14 protein-coding genes and 2 pseudogenes are annotated in these 16,116 nt (G+C 60.7%); 5 read left to right on the plus strand and 11 right to left on the minus strand.

Translation table 11 applies throughout. From position 1 onward, the window contains the following. Nucleotides 1-388: 388 nt before the first annotated feature. Nucleotides 389-1,678: an ABC transporter substrate-binding protein gene (locus JP75_RS09250; RefSeq protein WP_035082168.1), complete on the minus strand. Its 1,290-nt coding sequence runs from the start codon at nt 1,676-1,678 to the stop codon at nt 389-391. A gap of 133 nt (nt 1,679-1,811) precedes the next feature. Here JP75_RS09250 and JP75_RS09255 point away from each other — a divergent pair, with 133 nt between their 5' ends. The 3 genes and pseudogenes from JP75_RS09255 to JP75_RS09265 all read left to right on the plus strand — a co-directional run bounded on the left by JP75_RS09255 (nt 1,812) and on the right by JP75_RS09265 (nt 4,270). Continuing rightward, nucleotides 1,812-2,738 (plus strand): LysR family transcriptional regulator, encoded by a 927-nt coding sequence (locus tag JP75_RS09255; protein ID WP_035082171.1) that lies wholly within the window; start codon nt 1,812-1,814, stop codon nt 2,736-2,738. A 428-nt stretch (nt 2,739-3,166) separates the two neighbouring features. Beyond that, a pseudogene (locus tag JP75_RS09260) lies at nt 3,167-3,503 on the plus strand (ROK family protein); the annotation flags it as partial. Nucleotides 3,504-3,655: 152 nt separating this feature from the next. Then, on the plus strand, nt 3,656-4,270 hold the full coding sequence (locus tag JP75_RS09265) for a hypothetical protein (protein ID WP_035082174.1): 615 nt from the start codon (nt 3,656-3,658) through the stop codon (nt 4,268-4,270). A gap of 196 nt (nt 4,271-4,466) precedes the next feature. Here JP75_RS09265 and JP75_RS09270 read toward each other — a convergent pair whose 3' ends face one another. Next, on the minus strand, nt 4,467-5,507 hold the full coding sequence (locus JP75_RS09270) for an NAD-dependent epimerase/dehydratase family protein (RefSeq protein WP_051960540.1): 1,041 nt from the start codon (nt 5,505-5,507) through the stop codon (nt 4,467-4,469). Nucleotides 5,508-5,559: 52 nt separating this feature from the next. Continuing rightward, the gene (locus tag JP75_RS09275; RefSeq protein ID WP_035082177.1) at nt 5,560-6,492 is read right to left on the minus strand and encodes a patatin-like phospholipase family protein; all 933 of its coding nucleotides are present in this window, start codon (nt 6,490-6,492) and stop codon (nt 5,560-5,562) included. 285 nt (nt 6,493-6,777) lie between these two features. Here JP75_RS09275 and JP75_RS09280 point away from each other — a divergent pair, with 285 nt between their 5' ends. Then, entirely contained in the window at nt 6,778-7,407 is a 630-nt protein-coding gene (locus JP75_RS09280; protein ID WP_035082180.1) for a TetR family transcriptional regulator, read from the plus strand. 494 nt (nt 7,408-7,901) lie between these two features. On the opposite strand, the pseudogene JP75_RS09285 reads toward JP75_RS09280, so the two are convergent. The 3 genes and pseudogenes from JP75_RS09285 to JP75_RS09295 all read right to left on the minus strand — a co-directional run. Further along, nucleotides 7,902-8,354 (minus strand): annotated as a pseudogene (locus JP75_RS09285) (IS110 family transposase); the annotation flags it as partial. A 233-nt stretch (nt 8,355-8,587) separates the two neighbouring features. Next, nucleotides 8,588-8,842 carry a hypothetical protein gene (locus JP75_RS09290; protein ID WP_152565786.1) on the minus strand — a complete coding sequence of 85 codons (255 nt, stop codon included), beginning with the start codon at nt 8,840-8,842 and terminating at the stop codon, nt 8,588-8,590. Between the two features lie 299 nt (nt 8,843-9,141). Next, the gene (locus JP75_RS09295) at nt 9,142-10,089 is read right to left on the minus strand and encodes a LysR family transcriptional regulator (RefSeq protein ID WP_035082182.1); all 948 of its coding nucleotides are present in this window, start codon (nt 10,087-10,089) and stop codon (nt 9,142-9,144) included. 143 nt (nt 10,090-10,232) lie between these two features. On the opposite strand from JP75_RS09295, the gene JP75_RS09300 reads away from it, so the two are divergent. Further along, the gene (locus JP75_RS09300) at nt 10,233-11,300 is read left to right on the plus strand and encodes a nucleoside hydrolase (protein ID WP_035082185.1); all 1,068 of its coding nucleotides are present in this window, start codon (nt 10,233-10,235) and stop codon (nt 11,298-11,300) included. A gap of 658 nt (nt 11,301-11,958) precedes the next feature. On the opposite strand, the gene JP75_RS09305 is transcribed toward JP75_RS09300, so the two are convergent. From JP75_RS09305 to groES, 5 genes are all read right to left on the minus strand, one after another. Further along, nucleotides 11,959-12,915, minus strand: a complete 957-nt coding sequence (locus JP75_RS09305; protein ID WP_244446286.1) for an alpha/beta hydrolase — start codon at nt 12,913-12,915, stop codon at nt 11,959-11,961. A 147-nt stretch (nt 12,916-13,062) separates the two neighbouring features. Beyond that, nucleotides 13,063-13,518 carry a hypothetical protein gene (locus JP75_RS26210; RefSeq protein ID WP_051960542.1) on the minus strand — a complete coding sequence of 152 codons (456 nt, stop codon included), beginning with the start codon at nt 13,516-13,518 and terminating at the stop codon, nt 13,063-13,065. 24 nt (nt 13,519-13,542) lie between these two features. Continuing rightward, nucleotides 13,543-13,938 (minus strand): hypothetical protein, encoded by a 396-nt coding sequence (locus JP75_RS09315; protein ID WP_035082190.1) that lies wholly within the window; start codon nt 13,936-13,938, stop codon nt 13,543-13,545. Between the two features lie 108 nt (nt 13,939-14,046). Continuing rightward, the gene (gene groL / locus JP75_RS09320; RefSeq protein ID WP_035082194.1) at nt 14,047-15,675 is read right to left on the minus strand and encodes a chaperonin GroEL; all 1,629 of its coding nucleotides are present in this window, start codon (nt 15,673-15,675) and stop codon (nt 14,047-14,049) included. Between the two features lie 35 nt (nt 15,676-15,710). Further along, nucleotides 15,711-16,025 (minus strand): co-chaperone GroES, encoded by a 315-nt coding sequence (groES, locus tag JP75_RS09325; RefSeq protein ID WP_035082197.1) that lies wholly within the window; start codon nt 16,023-16,025, stop codon nt 15,711-15,713. Nucleotides 16,026-16,116: the final 91 nt, after the last annotated feature.

The following is a 16,116-nucleotide window of genomic DNA, read 5'->3' on the forward strand; positions in this document are numbered from 1 at the left end:
CATAATCGTATTGCTTTTCATCGGTTGGGAACCGCATCCACCGTCGCACCGGGGATGCCTGAGCGCTTCAAGTGCTAATGGTCAGTCTCTGGCGCCATGGCCGGTTATAGCAAATCGGTAATGGTCTCCAGACGACTGGAATAGGGGGCCCATCCACCGTTGGCGGTTCAAAAGCCGTCAGCCCGCCACCTACCCGGAAAGATTACTTCCACCTTCATCCTTGTTTGACGTTGACCGGTCTGGCGTTGCGGCTCCTACCCAGAGCATCTATCGGAGGCTGCGGTCGAGCGTGCCCCACCGTACCGGTCTGAAACCGATAGGCGATTGCTCTAGCAGCGGCGTCCTGGGGCGGTTGACTGGCAGGACTGGAGCGCCATCCTCGGGTGCTCTAACCGCCACTTCGTTCAAGGATCGAGGTGGCGTCAGCGACAAATGCCTGTGCGGCATCTTCGGGAGACCGAACGCCGAAAGCGATTTCCTGAGAGATAGTGCCGAGAGCCTTGCTGAACTCGCCCGCCGCTGGAGGCGGAGACGGCGGCAGGGAACCAACCAGATCACCGAGCGAGGCGACATAGTCCAGTGCAAGGCGGCTTGCCGGCGTCAGGTCGTTCGAGATGGCGTCACGCACAGCAGCGCTGCAGGGAATGCCACGCTCCACGCCGAGGACCTTGGCAGCTTCCAGATTGGTGACGAAGTACGAAATAAAGGCGACCGCCTGTTCCGCATTTTGCGACGTGCCGCTCACGGAGAAGAATTGCGACGGCTTGCGATAGTGACCGCCGGTCCCCTCGCCGATAAGGGGGTAGCTGGTCAAAGCCAGAGTGTCTGGGCTGATACCTTGATAGACGACCAGCTCATTGGAATTGATGGGTGTCGTCGCCGCCTTGTTCATGATGATCATGCTGGCCTCTGCCGATGCCGAGCTCAATGCCTGGTCTTCGGCCGAGACGATAATGCCAGCCTCGCGCAGGTCGGACCATAGCCTGAACCATTCGAGGAGAGACGCTTCGTCGAAGCCAAGCCCGCCTTCCGCCGTGAACAAGGCGGCGCCGCGCTGGCGCAGCCAGTTCTCGAACACGATGTCGCTGCCCGAGGAGTCGGAAAGGACCTTGATGCCGTTTCGGACATTGGCGCTGGCGAACGCCTCGCCCATGTCGCGATAGTCATCATAGGTGGTTGTCAGGTTCGGCGGCGCGATGCCGACTTCCTCGAATACCGTGGCGTTGTAGATCATGGATGCGGAATTGGCGCCAAGCGAGACGCCGTAAAGCTTGCCGCCGACCCGGCCGCCCGCGATCTGGTCCTCGTCGAAATCGGAGAGATTGAGCGTGCCGCCAAGATAATCGTCAAGCGGGGCGATCGCATTGCGCGAGGCGTATTCGACGATGTAGCGATAGTCCATTTGCAGGATATCAGGGGCATTGCCACCGGAGACCTGCGTTGCCAATCGTGTCCAATAGTCGTCCCAGCCGATGAATTCCCCTTCGATATCGGTGCCAGCTTCAGCACTGAACATATCGGCGACAGCATAGGTGCGGGTGGCGCGGTCCTGGCCGCCCCAGAATGTCAGGCGCAGCGGAGCCTGCTGCGCGAATGCCGGCTGGAGGCCAAGAGCGCCCGAAGCGGCGAGCATGGTGCTCCCGAGGAGAAACTTGCGACGGGGAATGCGAACAGACATGGAGACCTCCCAAATTGCTTGGGAGCTGCTCTCCGGCAACATCCCGTATCAACAAGCTTAGCACGGAGTTGCGCTCTAGAAAAATACGAAAAAGAGCGTTTAAGATAGATAAAACCTATCAGCGGGGACGAGGATGGATCGACTGCTGCATCAGTTCATCGCCATAGCCGAGACCGGCAGTATCAGGGCGGCGGCGGCCGTTCTCAATGTGACGCAGCCCACATTGACGGTGAATATGCGCAAGCTTGAAGAGGATATGGACGCCCGACTTTTCTCCAGGTCTTCGCGGGGGGTGCGGCTGACGCCATATGGAGAGGTCGTCTATGAGAACGCCCGTCTGATGCAGCGGCTCGACGACAATATGCGCAAATCCGTCAACGACATGCGGGCGCGATCAGAACGCGGGATCAGCGTGGGTAGCGGCTACTCGTGGTGGACCGTGTTCGTCCGCGACACGGTGCTCGATTACCAGCGGCTCAATCCCGGTGCACCGGTAGAAGTCAGTCTAGGCGACCAGATGCGCTGTCTGGACCAACTCCTGTCAGGCGATATTTCGCTTTTCGTCTCACACGAAATCCGGGGACTTAGCGCTAGTCTGGGGGCCCAATTCATCCGGCTGAGCCAAGTCTACAATGGTGTTTTCGTACGCAAGGAGCACCCTTTGCTGGGCAAGCCCCGCACCCGCACGGAAATTGAATACTATCCGATGGTCACCAGTTCATTGACTGAAAGCCGCCAGCAGCGGTTCTTTGACGAGCATTGGCGACGGGCGAGGGGCGAAACCTCGTTTGGCCAGGAGAACCATGTCTTTGGCTCCAACTCAATTTCGGCCTGCATCGACTACCTCACCCATACCGATTCCTTCCTGCGCATATCGAACGTCATCGCGCCATACTTTGCGGAGCGCGGCATAGCTGAGGTCTCGCAGTCCGAACCCCTGTCCATGATCCCGATGGGGATTTATGTTCTGGCGGAAAGGCGAGGCGAGAAACGGCTTGAAGCCTTGCTCACGGCGCTTATGGTCGCCAGCCAGGAAAAGCTACCTCCGCCCCGCGACTGAACGGCTGTGTTGGGGCCCAAGGCCGACCAACGACGCTCCTGACGCGGTTGGTTGAGGCACAGCGATAGCGGAAAGACCAAGCAGTCTATTTCCTCGTGCGGGGCCGGCTCGCCCCTTGGGGATGATCGATAAAGCCGATCTCGATCGTAAGGCTCGTCTTGGCGGGAATGGGTGAACGCTCTTTCTATTCGGCGCTGATCTCGGGCTAGCGGGCGGGAGGCGGTGATCCCGGGCAAGCCTCATTTTGAAAGCGCCTCAGATATGGACTAGTTTTATGGCTTGTCAGTGCTGGTCTTCGGCAATGGCCGGGGTGACCCGTGCAATGGCATCTGAGCGCCCTCAAAGACAGGAGTGACGCCGATATTGCTGCTCGCCCGACGCGGGGCAGGGGGAATGATCGATAACGCACCCTATCGACCGCACAACGGCTGATGCAGGCGATCGGCAGTCATGAAGGTGGTCGAGTGCTTTTCCTCGGTCTCGGCACACGGCTTGGCGCTGCCATGATCGTCGAAAACGTCGCCCAGACCATGGAACTTGCGCATCTGCCCTATCGCAAGGGGAGCACCATGACAAATGGCAAAAGCACGTCTTCGACGCCGGGGAACAGCTCACGGCGGGCCTTGGAGCCGGGCTATGTGGTCATCGGCGGCGCCAATGTCGCCAGGCTCGACAAACTGCCGCCAAAAGCCCGGCGCGGCGACAATACCAACGCTTTAAAGGGGCGGCTTCGCCCTGTGGTTGGACAGGACGCTCGTCGTCTAGGGTGGCGCCAAATGGCAGGCGTTGCCATCGATGCGTTCGACCCCATTTCGGCCGCTAGCGCCCGTCGGCTGGATATGAAATAGCTGACATTGTAGACGATGGCGGGATGGGGCAGAGTCCGAGGCAAATGCCGGTCTATGGAGATGCTAGCAATGCTGGAAACCCCTATTCTCAACACGGTATCGTTTCGTCGAACCGCTTACAGAGATCGAGATGCTATCGAGTTGACCCTGCCGAGCTCCGTCAACCAAGACCCGGCAACAGAGACACTAGTCGACCGAGACTTTATGGCTTGGTCTCGAGATTTCGACTTTACGGATGGCACTATCGAGCTTTCGGTGGCCAGTGTTTTGGCCAACCACGCCCCAGCTTATGCGCGTGGCTTCATCGGAGTGGCCTTCCGGATCGACGAGCAACAACGATTCGAGAGTATCTATCTCCGACCCGCCAATAGCCGCGTGGACGATCAAGTGCGTCGAAATCGATCGGTGCAGTACGTTTCCTACCCCGACTACACCTTCCCCCGGCTCAGGGCGGAAGAGCCTGGCCGATACGAAACCTACGTCGATATTCCAATGGAGGAGTGGATTGACCTGCGACTGGAAGTGGCAGGCTCGGCCGCTCGCCTCTTCGTCAACAGTTCGATTCACCCCGTCCTTGTCGTTACCGATTTGAAACTTGGGGCTGCGCAGCGTGGTGGTATCGGGCTTTGGATCGAGGCCGGGACAGTGGGATATTTCGCCGATCTTGTGGTCACCTCCATATAGGGCGTGAAGTGGGGCCGCTTTGGCTTGATTGTGTCCATTTGCAGACTGTCTGAATTTCCTGAAGAGTTTCGGCTGCCGCCAGGGGTGCGAAAGAGCCGAACGGAGTAGGACCGTTCTCGACCCCATCGTTTCCGTCAGCGCTTCGCTTCCGCAATCACAGCTTCTGGCCCGAAGTAGACGTCCACTCCTCGGCGCGCTAGCGTTTTAGGCTGAGCCAGCCATGTTTCTCCATGCTGTCGATTGTGTCGCGGACACTCCGGCGTTGGTCGGTGTACGCATATCGATAGACGCCGGGATATTTGGTCCGATACTCGTTTTTGTGGCCGAGCTTGCCGTAGATACCGCTTATGTCGGTGACGACAAAGCGCAGTAGCCCAAGAATCCAGGTGGGCATAACAAAGGTCGAGGGTTTCAGGCCACGCTCGCCATAGAGCTCGCGAATGATGCGGGGCAGCTCCACCATCTTGCCGGTAACGCCGAAGCAAAAATGGCGATGGCCATCGGTTGAAGGATTGTTCATCACCGCGATATGCATGAGAGCAACGTCGCGCACGTCGACCGAGTGACCCATCATGTCGAGCGAGAACGGCGGGTTACGATCGATCATTCCCTTGATTGTCTGGAGGCTATAGCGGGCCCAGGGCACAAGCGATGGCCCTAGAATGAAGCCGGGACAAACGGTGGTGAGGGGTACGTGGCGCGGGTTGCGGCGGGAATCGCGGGCCATTTCCCAAGCAAGCCTCTCTGCCAGCGTTTTCGACCGAAAATAGTCGATGCGGCCGGCCCCACCCGACAGATCAGTCCAATCGTCCTCGGTGTAGAGCGTTTTGGATCGCGGATAGCCATAGGCGATGGCGGCTTCGGAGCTGGTGACCACCACCTTGCGGACACTGGGCGTGGCAAAGGCCGCCGCGAGCACAAACTCGGTTCCGGATACGGCGCCACCCGTGCGGTCGGTCTCGGTGGGAACCGCCTGGGGGCTCGCGACGTGAAAGACCCAGTCGACGCCCTGCATTGCTTCGGCCCATCCGGAACGGTTGCGTAGGTCGGCTGCGGCCAACTCCACGCCGGGCAGGATGTCCAGCAACTGTCGGTTGCGCTCGTCGTAGCCGATATTGCGTACGGTGCCGCGAACGCGAAAGCCTTGGTCGAGCAGGTCCTTGGCGAGCCAGGACGCAACATAGCCGGAGACGCCGGTCACGAGGCACAAGTCCCCTGGTTTCATGAGGTTGGTCATTTTGGTGGTTTCCTTTCAGTTTGGGGGCGGCCGTCACCGGCCGCCCGAATGTTCATTTCAGCAGCGCCGCAACGGCCTCAGCCGCAGCCGCACCATCAGCGAGGCCGAGTTCGACGGCCTGCGGACGTAGGCTCGGATCGAGAGCGCCGGCGATCAGCGGTGCAGCGTTTTCACCGCCCGTGATGCGGACGACCTTGAGGCCCTTGGCTTCGAGTTCGGTCAGCGCAGTTTCCTCAACGGTGTTGGAGAGGGTCGGGGTCGGCAGGCCGATATAGATGATGGCGTTGAGCCCCTTTTCGGCGACGATTTCCGGCGAGAAGGGCGTGCGGGGCGCGTCCGTATAGTGGCGACCATTGATCTCGACGGCCGGCATAAAGCCGGGCACGGCGGCAGAGGAGGCGACGGCAGCGGCGAGAGACACGTTGTCGTCGCGGTCCCAGAGCACGGTCTTGCCGGTTTCGGCATCGACCGTCGTGACGCGCAGGTCAACCTGCTGCGGCCAGTCAGAACCGGACAACATGGTACCCACATAGCCAACAAGGTCAGCGCTCGAGATCGCCGTCTTCACCTCGACCGCGAGCTTGCCGATATGCTGGCCGCGCTCCTCGATCGTGCCGTCAGTGGAAAGAAGGGCCGCCATCAACTCGGGAGGAATGGCGGACATGCCTTCACCGGCCGGCACTGGTGCGGTGACGACCTGGCGGGTCCGCTCCTTCTCGACCTGGGCATCGAGGTCGATCCCCGAGGCGTAGTATTCGCCGGCGAACGCGCCAGCGGAGGTGCCGACGACGATATCGACCTTGTCGAAGGTGAGGCCGGCCTGGTCGGCGAGCGCGGCGAGAACGCCGGTCTCCCAGGCGATGCCAGTCTCGCCGCCACCGCCAAGGATGATGCCGATCCGTGGTGTATCAGCGGCGGCAACAGGAAGGGTGCCGAACAGTGCGGCGGCGAGCATTGTAGGGATGAGGTTACGGGCAATGGTCATGATTGGTCTCCGTTTTTCAGGCGAGCGGCATCGCGCTGCGAAACGCTGCGTTGATGGAACAGGGCGAGCAGGATCGCGCTCGAAAGAGCGGGATGCCTTCAGGCCTGCGAATGACGTGGAATTCAGTCTGGCGGTGTTGCCGCCGCTATAAGGTCATGTCTGTCAACTCGGTCTCCCTCTGGACACTGGTTGTTGCAATCGCCTAAGGTGGATAAAACCGCACTCAATACGATATTGCATGAAGTAAGAAAACACACTGAGTGCAGTTTTGCAATAGGTAAAGTTATGACGGATACAGAAGGACGAGAACCGCCCAAGGAAGGGCTCCGTGAGCGCAAGCGACGTGAGACTCGCAAGCGGATTGCCGTAGAGGCGTTCAAGTTATTCAGGGAGCGCGGCTACAATGCCGTCACGGTGGACCAGATCGCCGAGGCCGCAGATGTGTCCAAGCGCACCTTCTTCGACTATTTCCCCAGCAAGGATGATGTGGTTGGTACGTGGCAGGACAGTTTCGTCACAGCGCTTGCCGACGCGGTGGCTGCCAGGCCGGATGGCGAGCCCATCGGCAGAGTTGTAGAAGAGGCCATGATCGATGCGCTTATGGCGTCGATCCCGCCAGATGCGGAATTCATCAACGAACTCATCGAGAGCACCCCGAGCCTCAGAGTTAAGAATCAGTACAAGTACGTTGAGCTGGAATGGGCCCTGGTCGCTGCCCTGGCGGAGCGCTTCCCCGGTAAATCGGCACTCAAGATCAAGGCGTTTGGCATGGTGGCCGTTGGCATGCTCCGGCTCGGCGTTGAGGAGTGGCACGCCCGCCGTCTCGCGGTGGCGGGAGACCTCCGTAAGTTCAACGCGGAGATGTACGGCCTATTGTGGGAAGAAATCGATGAAATCCGTTCAGGGGGCAGATAGGGGCCTTTGTCGGCACAAGAGAAGTTCAAGAATGTCCGGCTCCTGCGCGAAGCGGCCAGTAAAGCCTCGAAAGTTGCCGGTCTGTCTTCACCTGCCATCGACGTTCGCGCACCAATAACGGCAGCTTCTTTATCGCGGTTTATGTCAAGGGTCGTACGGCGTCGTCTGCCGCCTAGAGGTGGCATGCCAGACCTGGAAGAACGCCGACGAACGGCACGCGTTAGAAATCAGCCGTTGCTGCTCGGCGTGAGGTCGTGCCGCACGGGGCTCGCGCTTCTCTTCGGGGTCGGCGCTTTGGCCGCCCCATGATGGGGTAAGAAAGGCGGAGTGGACCAATCTTTTGGGCGCCCTTACCGAGTGGGCAGGGCTGCTGCCAGTACGATCTCACGCCACCTTCGTCCCCGTGAGGACCTCTTTCCTGCCGAGGCAGAACCGCTAATGCTCCTGTAGATCGGCAATCAGGCGGCCGCGGCGGCGGGTTCACTACCCCAGCGAAAGCTGCGCAAGGTGCCGCGCAGATCGGCATCGCCATCGAGCATCTTGCGCTGCACCAGTTTGCGCGCCGTCAGCAGCATGCGCTTCTCCTGGCTGAACTGCGTCTTCACATGCACTGGTTGAACAGGCCCACCCGCATCATCTGAGCAATGCCGCGCGCGTCGTGTCGGCCAGACTTGTTGATCTGCTGCGCTTTCAGCAGCGACTTCATATGGCGTGTCTCGACGCAGATCACGGGCAGACCGGCTTCCGCCATACCGTTGACCAGCCACTGCGACAGCGGCCCGGCCTCGATCCCGACGCGGCCAGTTCACGCCAATTGACGTTAGCAGCGTGACGATGTCGTCCGGCTCGGACGGAACCTTCTGCTCGCATATTACCTTGCCGGCCTCATCGACGACGCACACCGCCGTCTCCACAACCGACACGTCCAGTCCAACAAAACAGGCCATCGCCGTTGCTCCTTCCCTCGATGTCGAGGCCAAATGCGACCTCGCCAGCATGTACATGAAGGGCTGCAGCCTTCCGATCTCAGATCTCGCCGCAGCCGCCGCGATACACCAGCTTTCAGGAAATCGGAATCCTGGCCTAGACGGCTGGATTGGGGCTGAATGCCGACCGTCAGCTGCGAGACTAGGATATGCAACATAACAAGCGGACGTCGGCGAGGTGCCCCACCCGACGATCACCCCCTACCAGCATTTTGCCCGTAGTCGACCGGTCGGAAGCACCGGCAGAGCATTGCGCCCAGCGCCACGATCACCCAGCCAATACCGATGCCAACCAGGTCGGGAGCGAGATCGGCGAGCCGCGGATTGTTGCCAATCGTGGGCATCTGCACCACCTCCCATCCGACACCCACCACGAACCTCAACAGCGCTGCCAGCCGGAGGCGGCCGGCCCCGACCGCTAGCACACCGAGCAGGAAGATCATGAGCATCGAGCTGATGTGCGGCATCTTGGTGGGCGCATTGGCAATAGCGAGCCAACTGATGTCCCAGTCGAAGATCAGTTCACGATAACCCCGGTGGTTCGCGCCGAAGCCGAACAGCGCGCGATGCTATGACAACGAAAGGCACCCAGCGTGCGGCGACCAAGATACTTCGCATGTGTTTTTCACTCGATTTGCCACGTCGTGAGTTCGGCGCGTTCTCGATATCCACGAATTCCCATTTCGTTCACCTTCGGCCACCAATCGCCAAGGAATATGTTCCGATGCAAGGACGCATGTAGGACGGCTCAGCGACAGGCCTGTTTATTCATTACGTCGCCGGAGCGATAGGGGAAGCAGAAGAAACCGTCGAATCGATCGGCAAAGAAATCGATGAATGTGCGAATATAAGGGTTGGCAAAGCGATGGGCGTGATGGACGACAGTAATCGAAGTCGGCGCGGTGGCCCAACCCGGTAGAACTTCAACTAGGTCGCCGGATTTCACGTGCTCTTGGGCAAAGAAATCTGGAAACAGACTGATACCCTGGCCTTGCATGACGCAGACCTTCGCCACCCAATCGTCGTTCGTACGGATCGGTCCGCTGGGTTCGAGCGTGAATACTTTGTCTTCGAAACACAGCTCCCAGCGCGCCTTATCGATGCCGGACGCGTTGCAGACGAGTTCATGGTCTTTGAGATCGTCGGGGCCGGTCGGCATGCGCTTCCGAGAGAGATAGTCCTGTGCAGCGTAGAGGCGTCGCCGATATTGGGATATCCCCCGCGCCACGAGATCGGCACCGTCTTCTATGCCCGGCAGTCCGCCGCAGACCATGCAGTCGAGATTCACCTCCTTCAAGAACAGGCGGGACGCTGGCATAACCTGCACGTCCAGCAACATGCCAGGATGGTCTCTCACGAACTGCAGGGCAAGCGGTGTCACGAGGTTTGTCGCCAATTGCTCGGTGACCCCGATCCGCAGTTCCGCCTTGTCCGATGGACGCAAGCCAGCAACAGCGTCGTGCGCCCTGGCGCAGGCGCGCTCCACTTCCTCCGCATGCGGGACAAACGCTCGACCCGCCTTGGTCAGTGCGATGCCCGTGCCGGAACGGGAAACGAGCGGCGTGCCAAGCTCGTCTTCGAGCCGCCGCAGGCGCTGGCTCAGTGTGGCTTTGGGCTGACCGCGGTCTCGCGCAGTCCGGGACAGTGATCCGCTATTGGCCATGTGGAGGAAGGCACGAATATCGTCGAGCTGCATGGGCGGTCCCGTTCAAATAAATGAACGAGATTCCATAAAATGAGCAGGCTGACAAGAAGCGGCTGCCGGAAATAGGCTCTTGGAAGACTGCATCGCGGAGTCGTTCGTTCGCAAAAATGAACGCTTGTTATTTGGAGGTCGTCATGAAATCCGTTCTGGCCATTGCCGCTTGCGGCATCATCACAGGGCTAGGCACATCGGCATTTGCAGCGCCGGCGAAGTTCATCCTGGACCAGGACTTCACCGGTCCGGGTGGCAGCGATGTTCAGCCCATTGTCCTGTTCCTCAACAACCCCGACATCGAACTTCTGGGCCTCACCGGAGTGACAGGGGACGACTGGGCGGCAAAGGGCGTCTCGCACGCGCTGCGCTTTCTGGAAATCGCCGGCCATTCCGAAATTCCTGTCTACCAGGGGGCCAGCATGCCCATCACGAATACCCCCGAGCGCATGGCGGGGTGGGAATCCCTCTATGGGCCGATCGGTTGGAAGGGTGCTTGGAACGATCCCGAAACCGACGGAAAATCCGAAACCTTCGATCCGATGACGGTTCCGACCCTGCCGGAGGGCAATCCCACTATCCCGCTGCAATCGGGGTCAGCCGTGACCTTCCTCATCGAGCAGGTGCACATGTTTCCTGGCGAGGTAACGATCGTCGCTGCCGGCCCGCTGACCAACATTGCCCTGGCTGTGCGCCAGGACCCCGAATTTGCTGGCCTGGTGAAGAGACTTGTCATCTCCAATGGGCCGCAGGCGGATTTCGACGCCATCACCGGGAAGGTCATGCCCACGGACGCATTCAACACCGTGTTCGATCCCGAGGCGGCACAGATCGTTCTCACGGCGGGCTTCAACTCCATTGTCGTTACCGGCCTTATCAATACGCGAGTTCCAGTAGACCAGGCTCTGGTCGACGAGATGAGCCAAAACGAATCCGAACTCAGCCGATATCTGGTAGAAAATGCCTGGATGGATTTGCCGCTCTGGGACGAGATCATCGCCGCCGTGGCTATCGATCCGACCCTAATTACAGGATCCTCGAACGCAAAAGCGGCGATCGAACTGGCCTTTGGGCGCTACTATGGGCAAATGATCGTGTTTCCAGAGGATGTATCGCCCGGCATCGGAACGGGAACGGTCGACATCGCTCTCGACTTCGATGAAGAGCGGTTTCGTACCATGTTCCTGGCAGCTGTTGCTGCCGTACAGTAGCAACAGCGGAAGAACTTTGGCCGGCGACACCCGCCGGCCAACCCATCAGGGACCGAAACTGCTTTTTGCAATTCGATGCTCAATACCTGCCTGTCCACTTTCCATCTGTGGACGCCCGGTTTTTGAAGGATAGCTCGTAGTCGGATGCTGCCATCTGTCCGGCCTCTGATGCAGCGCCAGAGGCTGCGGGCCCGCATGGGAGTTCGCGGACCGGACTCACCCACGGCGTGCTCAAGGCACAGTGGAAAGCCCTGGTTTTCCGACCCCGTCTCGCCGACTGTTGCACTATACCTTCCTTCGACCGACTCCGTCCCTGACGACCTCTGGTCCGCCTTGGCCTATGCCGCGGCTTCAACCGGAGCTTTGTATTCCTCTTGTTTGATGAGTAGTGCCCAGATGATGCACGCCGTCTTGTTGGCCAGGGCCACGGTGACCAACATGCGCGGCTTTTCGGGCCATCATCTGCTCAAGCCACGATCCTGCCGGCGCACCATGTCTACTCGCCCGCAGGACGACTGCACTACACCCGATGATCATGATGCGCTTGAGTGTTCGTTCGCCCATTTTGGAGATCGATCCCGGAATCCGCGACCCGCGATGGAACGGCGAACGTGTGCCACGGGGCATTCGCATCCCCCATGGTGGTTCCTGCATCGAACTACCGAGCTAACGTAGCGCTCAGATAGTCGACCATGCGGTCCAACGCTTCCTGACCTGCAGCCGTGTCTAGATTGAACTGATACTCATGCTCCAACGGCGCGTGATCCGGGGGGAAAAATAAGGCGTCGACCGGCACGCCGAGAGTTTCGAGCTTTGTGGCGAGCGCCACTGCCTGCGGCCCCAGAGGATCGGCATTGCCGCTGGAAATGAAGGCCGGCGGAAAGGCCGCCGTCGCGTATTGGGTGACCGAGACGAGCTTGAACTGCTCGTCGTTGAGGAAGTCCTTGACACCCGAATAGGCCCACAGAACCGTATTTATGAAGCCGCCAAACGGGCCGTCAAGCTTCAGGCCGTTGATATCATAGGCACCCGACACCAGAATGATGCCGCGAAGCTGGGCCCGAGTCAGCGCCGGTGCGATGCCGATCTTGCCGGAATAGTCCGCATCCGTGGAGAGGAGGGCCAGCTGCGCGGCTATCTGCGCCCCAGCCGAATCTCCTGCCAAAATGATGGCGTTCGGATCGATGCCGAGTTCGGCCGCGTGGGCCAAGAGGTATTTGAGGGCGTAGTTGACCTGGCGGACCGGAGTTGGGTAGGTAGCGCCAGGCGCGGTGGAATACTCCACGCCGACAGTTACATAGCCATAGCCGGCCAAAATCCTCAGATAGTTTGCGACCCCTTCCTTGCTACCGGCCACCCAGCCGCCGCCATGGACCCATATGATGGCGGGCAGTTGTGAGGCAGCGCCGGGCGGGTAATTGATGTCGAAAATCTCGTCCGGCCCTAGGCCGTAAGCCACATTGCCTACTGAGACGATCCCCGGTGGTACGTGCTTTTCAAGCGCGGCCTCGGATGCGGTATCGCCTCCGGCGAATGTCCTTTGGATAATGAGCACTGACGGCCACGGGCTCACCACGAAAGCAATGGCGATCGCGGCCGCCAGCACTACCAGCACGCCCCCTGTCCAGATCAGGAGTGGAAATACCCGCATCGTCCCCTCACATATCCCTCATGTAGCCAAGCATGGACAGCGGAAAATGGAAACAGTGGAACAGGACTGCCCGGTGCTGGCACGCTGCATGATGGCAGGCGTCCCCGCTTCCTATGCCGCGTTGGGCACGGCTGCGCCGGACAGGCTCGGCATCGGGCGCGGGAGCCGAGCTGCCGAGGGGCATGGCGGCGGATCGTCGTCATCGTCGTCGCTGCGCCGGCTGTCGATCAGCCGCCGCAGCCTCCTTGCAAGCGAGGGACGATGGCGGCGCTCATGGCCTTCCCCGCGCCGCCGGGGCTGCGGCCGCTCGGGAGCAATGCCATCGAGCCGCTTGAGGGCATCGAGTATGGAGTCGATATCCACGACATCGCCATTGTCGAGCTGCCGCAATGCCGGGGCGTCGATGACGGCCCGCGCGTCCGAAGCCCAGGACGCCAGGATGGCGCGCTTCTGGGCAAGCGTCAGGGTCGTGTCATCCACGACATCGTCGGGCCGTTGACCATAGCCAGAGATTGTGGGCTCAGGTGGCGTTTCATATTCGTCGGATGGATAGAAGTCGTCCTGCATTTCAGTGCACCTTCAATTCATCGTTCAGGTGGCAATGGAGAAAGCCTCGGGACTGGCGCCGGCCTCCCGGCGAAAATCCGATAATCCCTCGGATCGATCATGCGCGGGGTGCCTCTCGGCTTGGTCGAACTCTTCCTCGACCTTCTTCAAGGTATTGATCGCAAGCATTACCTCGGTCCGCATCGCCTTCAGCCGGCGCAGCGAGGCTGAAACGGTTTCGCCTCGCCGTTCCCGCTCTGTAAGCGCCGCCAGCTCGGCGTCGATCAGGTCGATCACGCATTCGGCCTCGACGATGGTCCAGGGATCGGGCGCTCCGCTCTTGAACGACTCGGCGGCGGCCCGCGAGATTCTGTCTGTATCGACTGGCCAGTCGACGAACGGGTCGGTTTGCTTCGATGCGTCGATCGCTATGGCATTCATATTGTCCTCCTGTAGCGAGAGGGCTTGTCTCCTTCAGCATTGGCGTTCGTCATCACCGGGGATGACGCTTGGTAGCGGCGCCCGGGTATCCCGGGCGCCACCGATGGGCTACAAGTCCATGCCGGCTCCGGCCGGCAGGGCAGGGGCGGCGTCCTTCTTCGGCTTTTCGGCCACCAGGGCTTCCGTGGTGATCAGCAGCGAGGCCACGGAGGCAGCGTCCTGCAGGGCGGTGCGCACGACCTTGGCCGGGTCGATGACGCCCTTGCTGACGAGATCCTGATACTCGCCGGTGGCGGCATTGTAGCCCCAGTTATACTCGTCCTTTTCCAGCAGCTTGCCGACGATGACCGAGCCATCCTCGCCCGCATTGAGGGCGATCTGCTTGGCCGGCACCTGGACGGCCCGCCGAATGATATCGACGCCGGCCTTCTGGTCAGGATTGTCGGGTTTCACCGCCTCCAGTGCCTTGAGGGCACGCAGCAGGGCCACGCCGCCGCCGGGCAGAATGCCTTCCTCGACTGCGGCGCGGGTCGCATGCAGCGCATCGTCGACGCGGTCCTTCTTTTCCTTGACCTCGACCTCGGTGGCGCCGCCGACCCGGATCACCGCGACGCCGCCGGCAAGCTTGGCAAGCCGTTCCTGCAGCTTCTCGCGGTCGTAGTCGGAGCTGGTCTCCTCGATCTGCTGGCGAATCTGGGCGACGCGGCCGTCGATATCGGACCGGGCGCCGGCCCCGTCCACGATGGTGGTGTTCTCCTTCTCGATCAGCACCTTCTTGGCGGTGCCGAGCATCTGGAGCGTCACATTCTCGAGCTTGATGCCCAGGTCCTCGGAGACGACATTGCCGCCGGTGAGGATGGCGATGTCTTCGAGCATGGCCTTGCGGCGGTCGCCGAAGCCAGGCGCCTTGACCGCGGCGATCCTGAGCCCTCCGCGCAGCTTGTTGACGACGAGCGTGGCCAGGGCCTCGCCTTCGACATCCTCGGCGATGATCAGCAGCGGCTTGCCGGACTGCACCACGGTCTCCAGTAGCGGCAGCATGGGCTGCAGGCCGGAGAGCTTCTTCTCGTGGATCAGGATATAGGGGTCTTCCAGCTCGACCCGCATCTTGTCCTGGTTGGTGACGAAATAGGGCGAGACATAGCCGCGGTCGAACTGCATGCCCTCGACCACTTCCAGCTCGGTCTCGGCTGTCTTGGCTTCTTCGACGGTGATCACGCCCTCATTGCCGACCTTGTCCATGGCCTCGGCCAGGAACTTGCCGATCTCCGCATCGCCATTGGCCGAGATCGTGCCGACCTGGGCGATCTCGCCATTGGAGGTGACCTTGCGGGCATGGCTCCTGAGATCGGCGACCACGGCGTCGACAGCCAGGTCTATGCCCCGCTTGAGGTCCATCGGATTCATGCCGGCGGCCACCGCCTTGGCGCCCTCCTTGACGATGGCCTGTGCCAGCACCGTAGCGGTGGTGGTGCCGTCGCCGGCCAGGTCATTGGTCTTGGAGGCGACTTCGCGGACCATCTGGGCGCCCATATTCTCGAACTTGTCCTCCAGTTCGATTTCCTTGGCGACGGTCACGCCGTCCTTGGTGATGCGCGGCGCGCCGAACGACTTTTCGATCACCACATTGCGTCCCTTGGGGCCGAGGGTCACCTTGACCGCATTGGCCAGCGTATCGACGCCGCGCAGCATTTTCTCGCGGGCGTCACCAGAGAACTTGACTTCTTTTGCAGCCATTTTCTGCTTCTGCTCCTTCAAACAAGAAAAGCGCCTCAGGCGGCCTTGCGGGCCGGCTCGACGCTCTCGATCACACCCAGAATGTCGGATTCCTTCATGATGATGAGGTCTTCACCATCGATGCGGACCTCGGTGCCGCTCCATTTGCCGAACAACACACGATCGCCGCTCCGCAGATCGGGAGCGACCAGTTCGCCCTTCTCGTTGCGCGCGCCGGGGCCGACGGCAATGACCTCGCCCTCCGAAGGCTTTTCCTTCGCAGTGTCGGGGATGATGATGCCGCCGGCCGTCTTTTCATCGGCCTCGATGCGGCGAACGACCACGCGGTCGTGCAGGGGACGGAGAGCCATCCATTCCTCCATGTCGAAACGTTGATGACAGAGCTTCCCCCGGCATCCCGGAGGAAGCGAAAAATGAATTAGGAGCGGCTCAAGCGGCTTC

Origin of the sequence: Devosia riboflavina (assembly GCF_000743575.1) — a bacterium.
GTDB classification, from domain to species: Bacteria; Pseudomonadota; Alphaproteobacteria; order Rhizobiales; family Devosiaceae; genus Devosia; species Devosia riboflavina.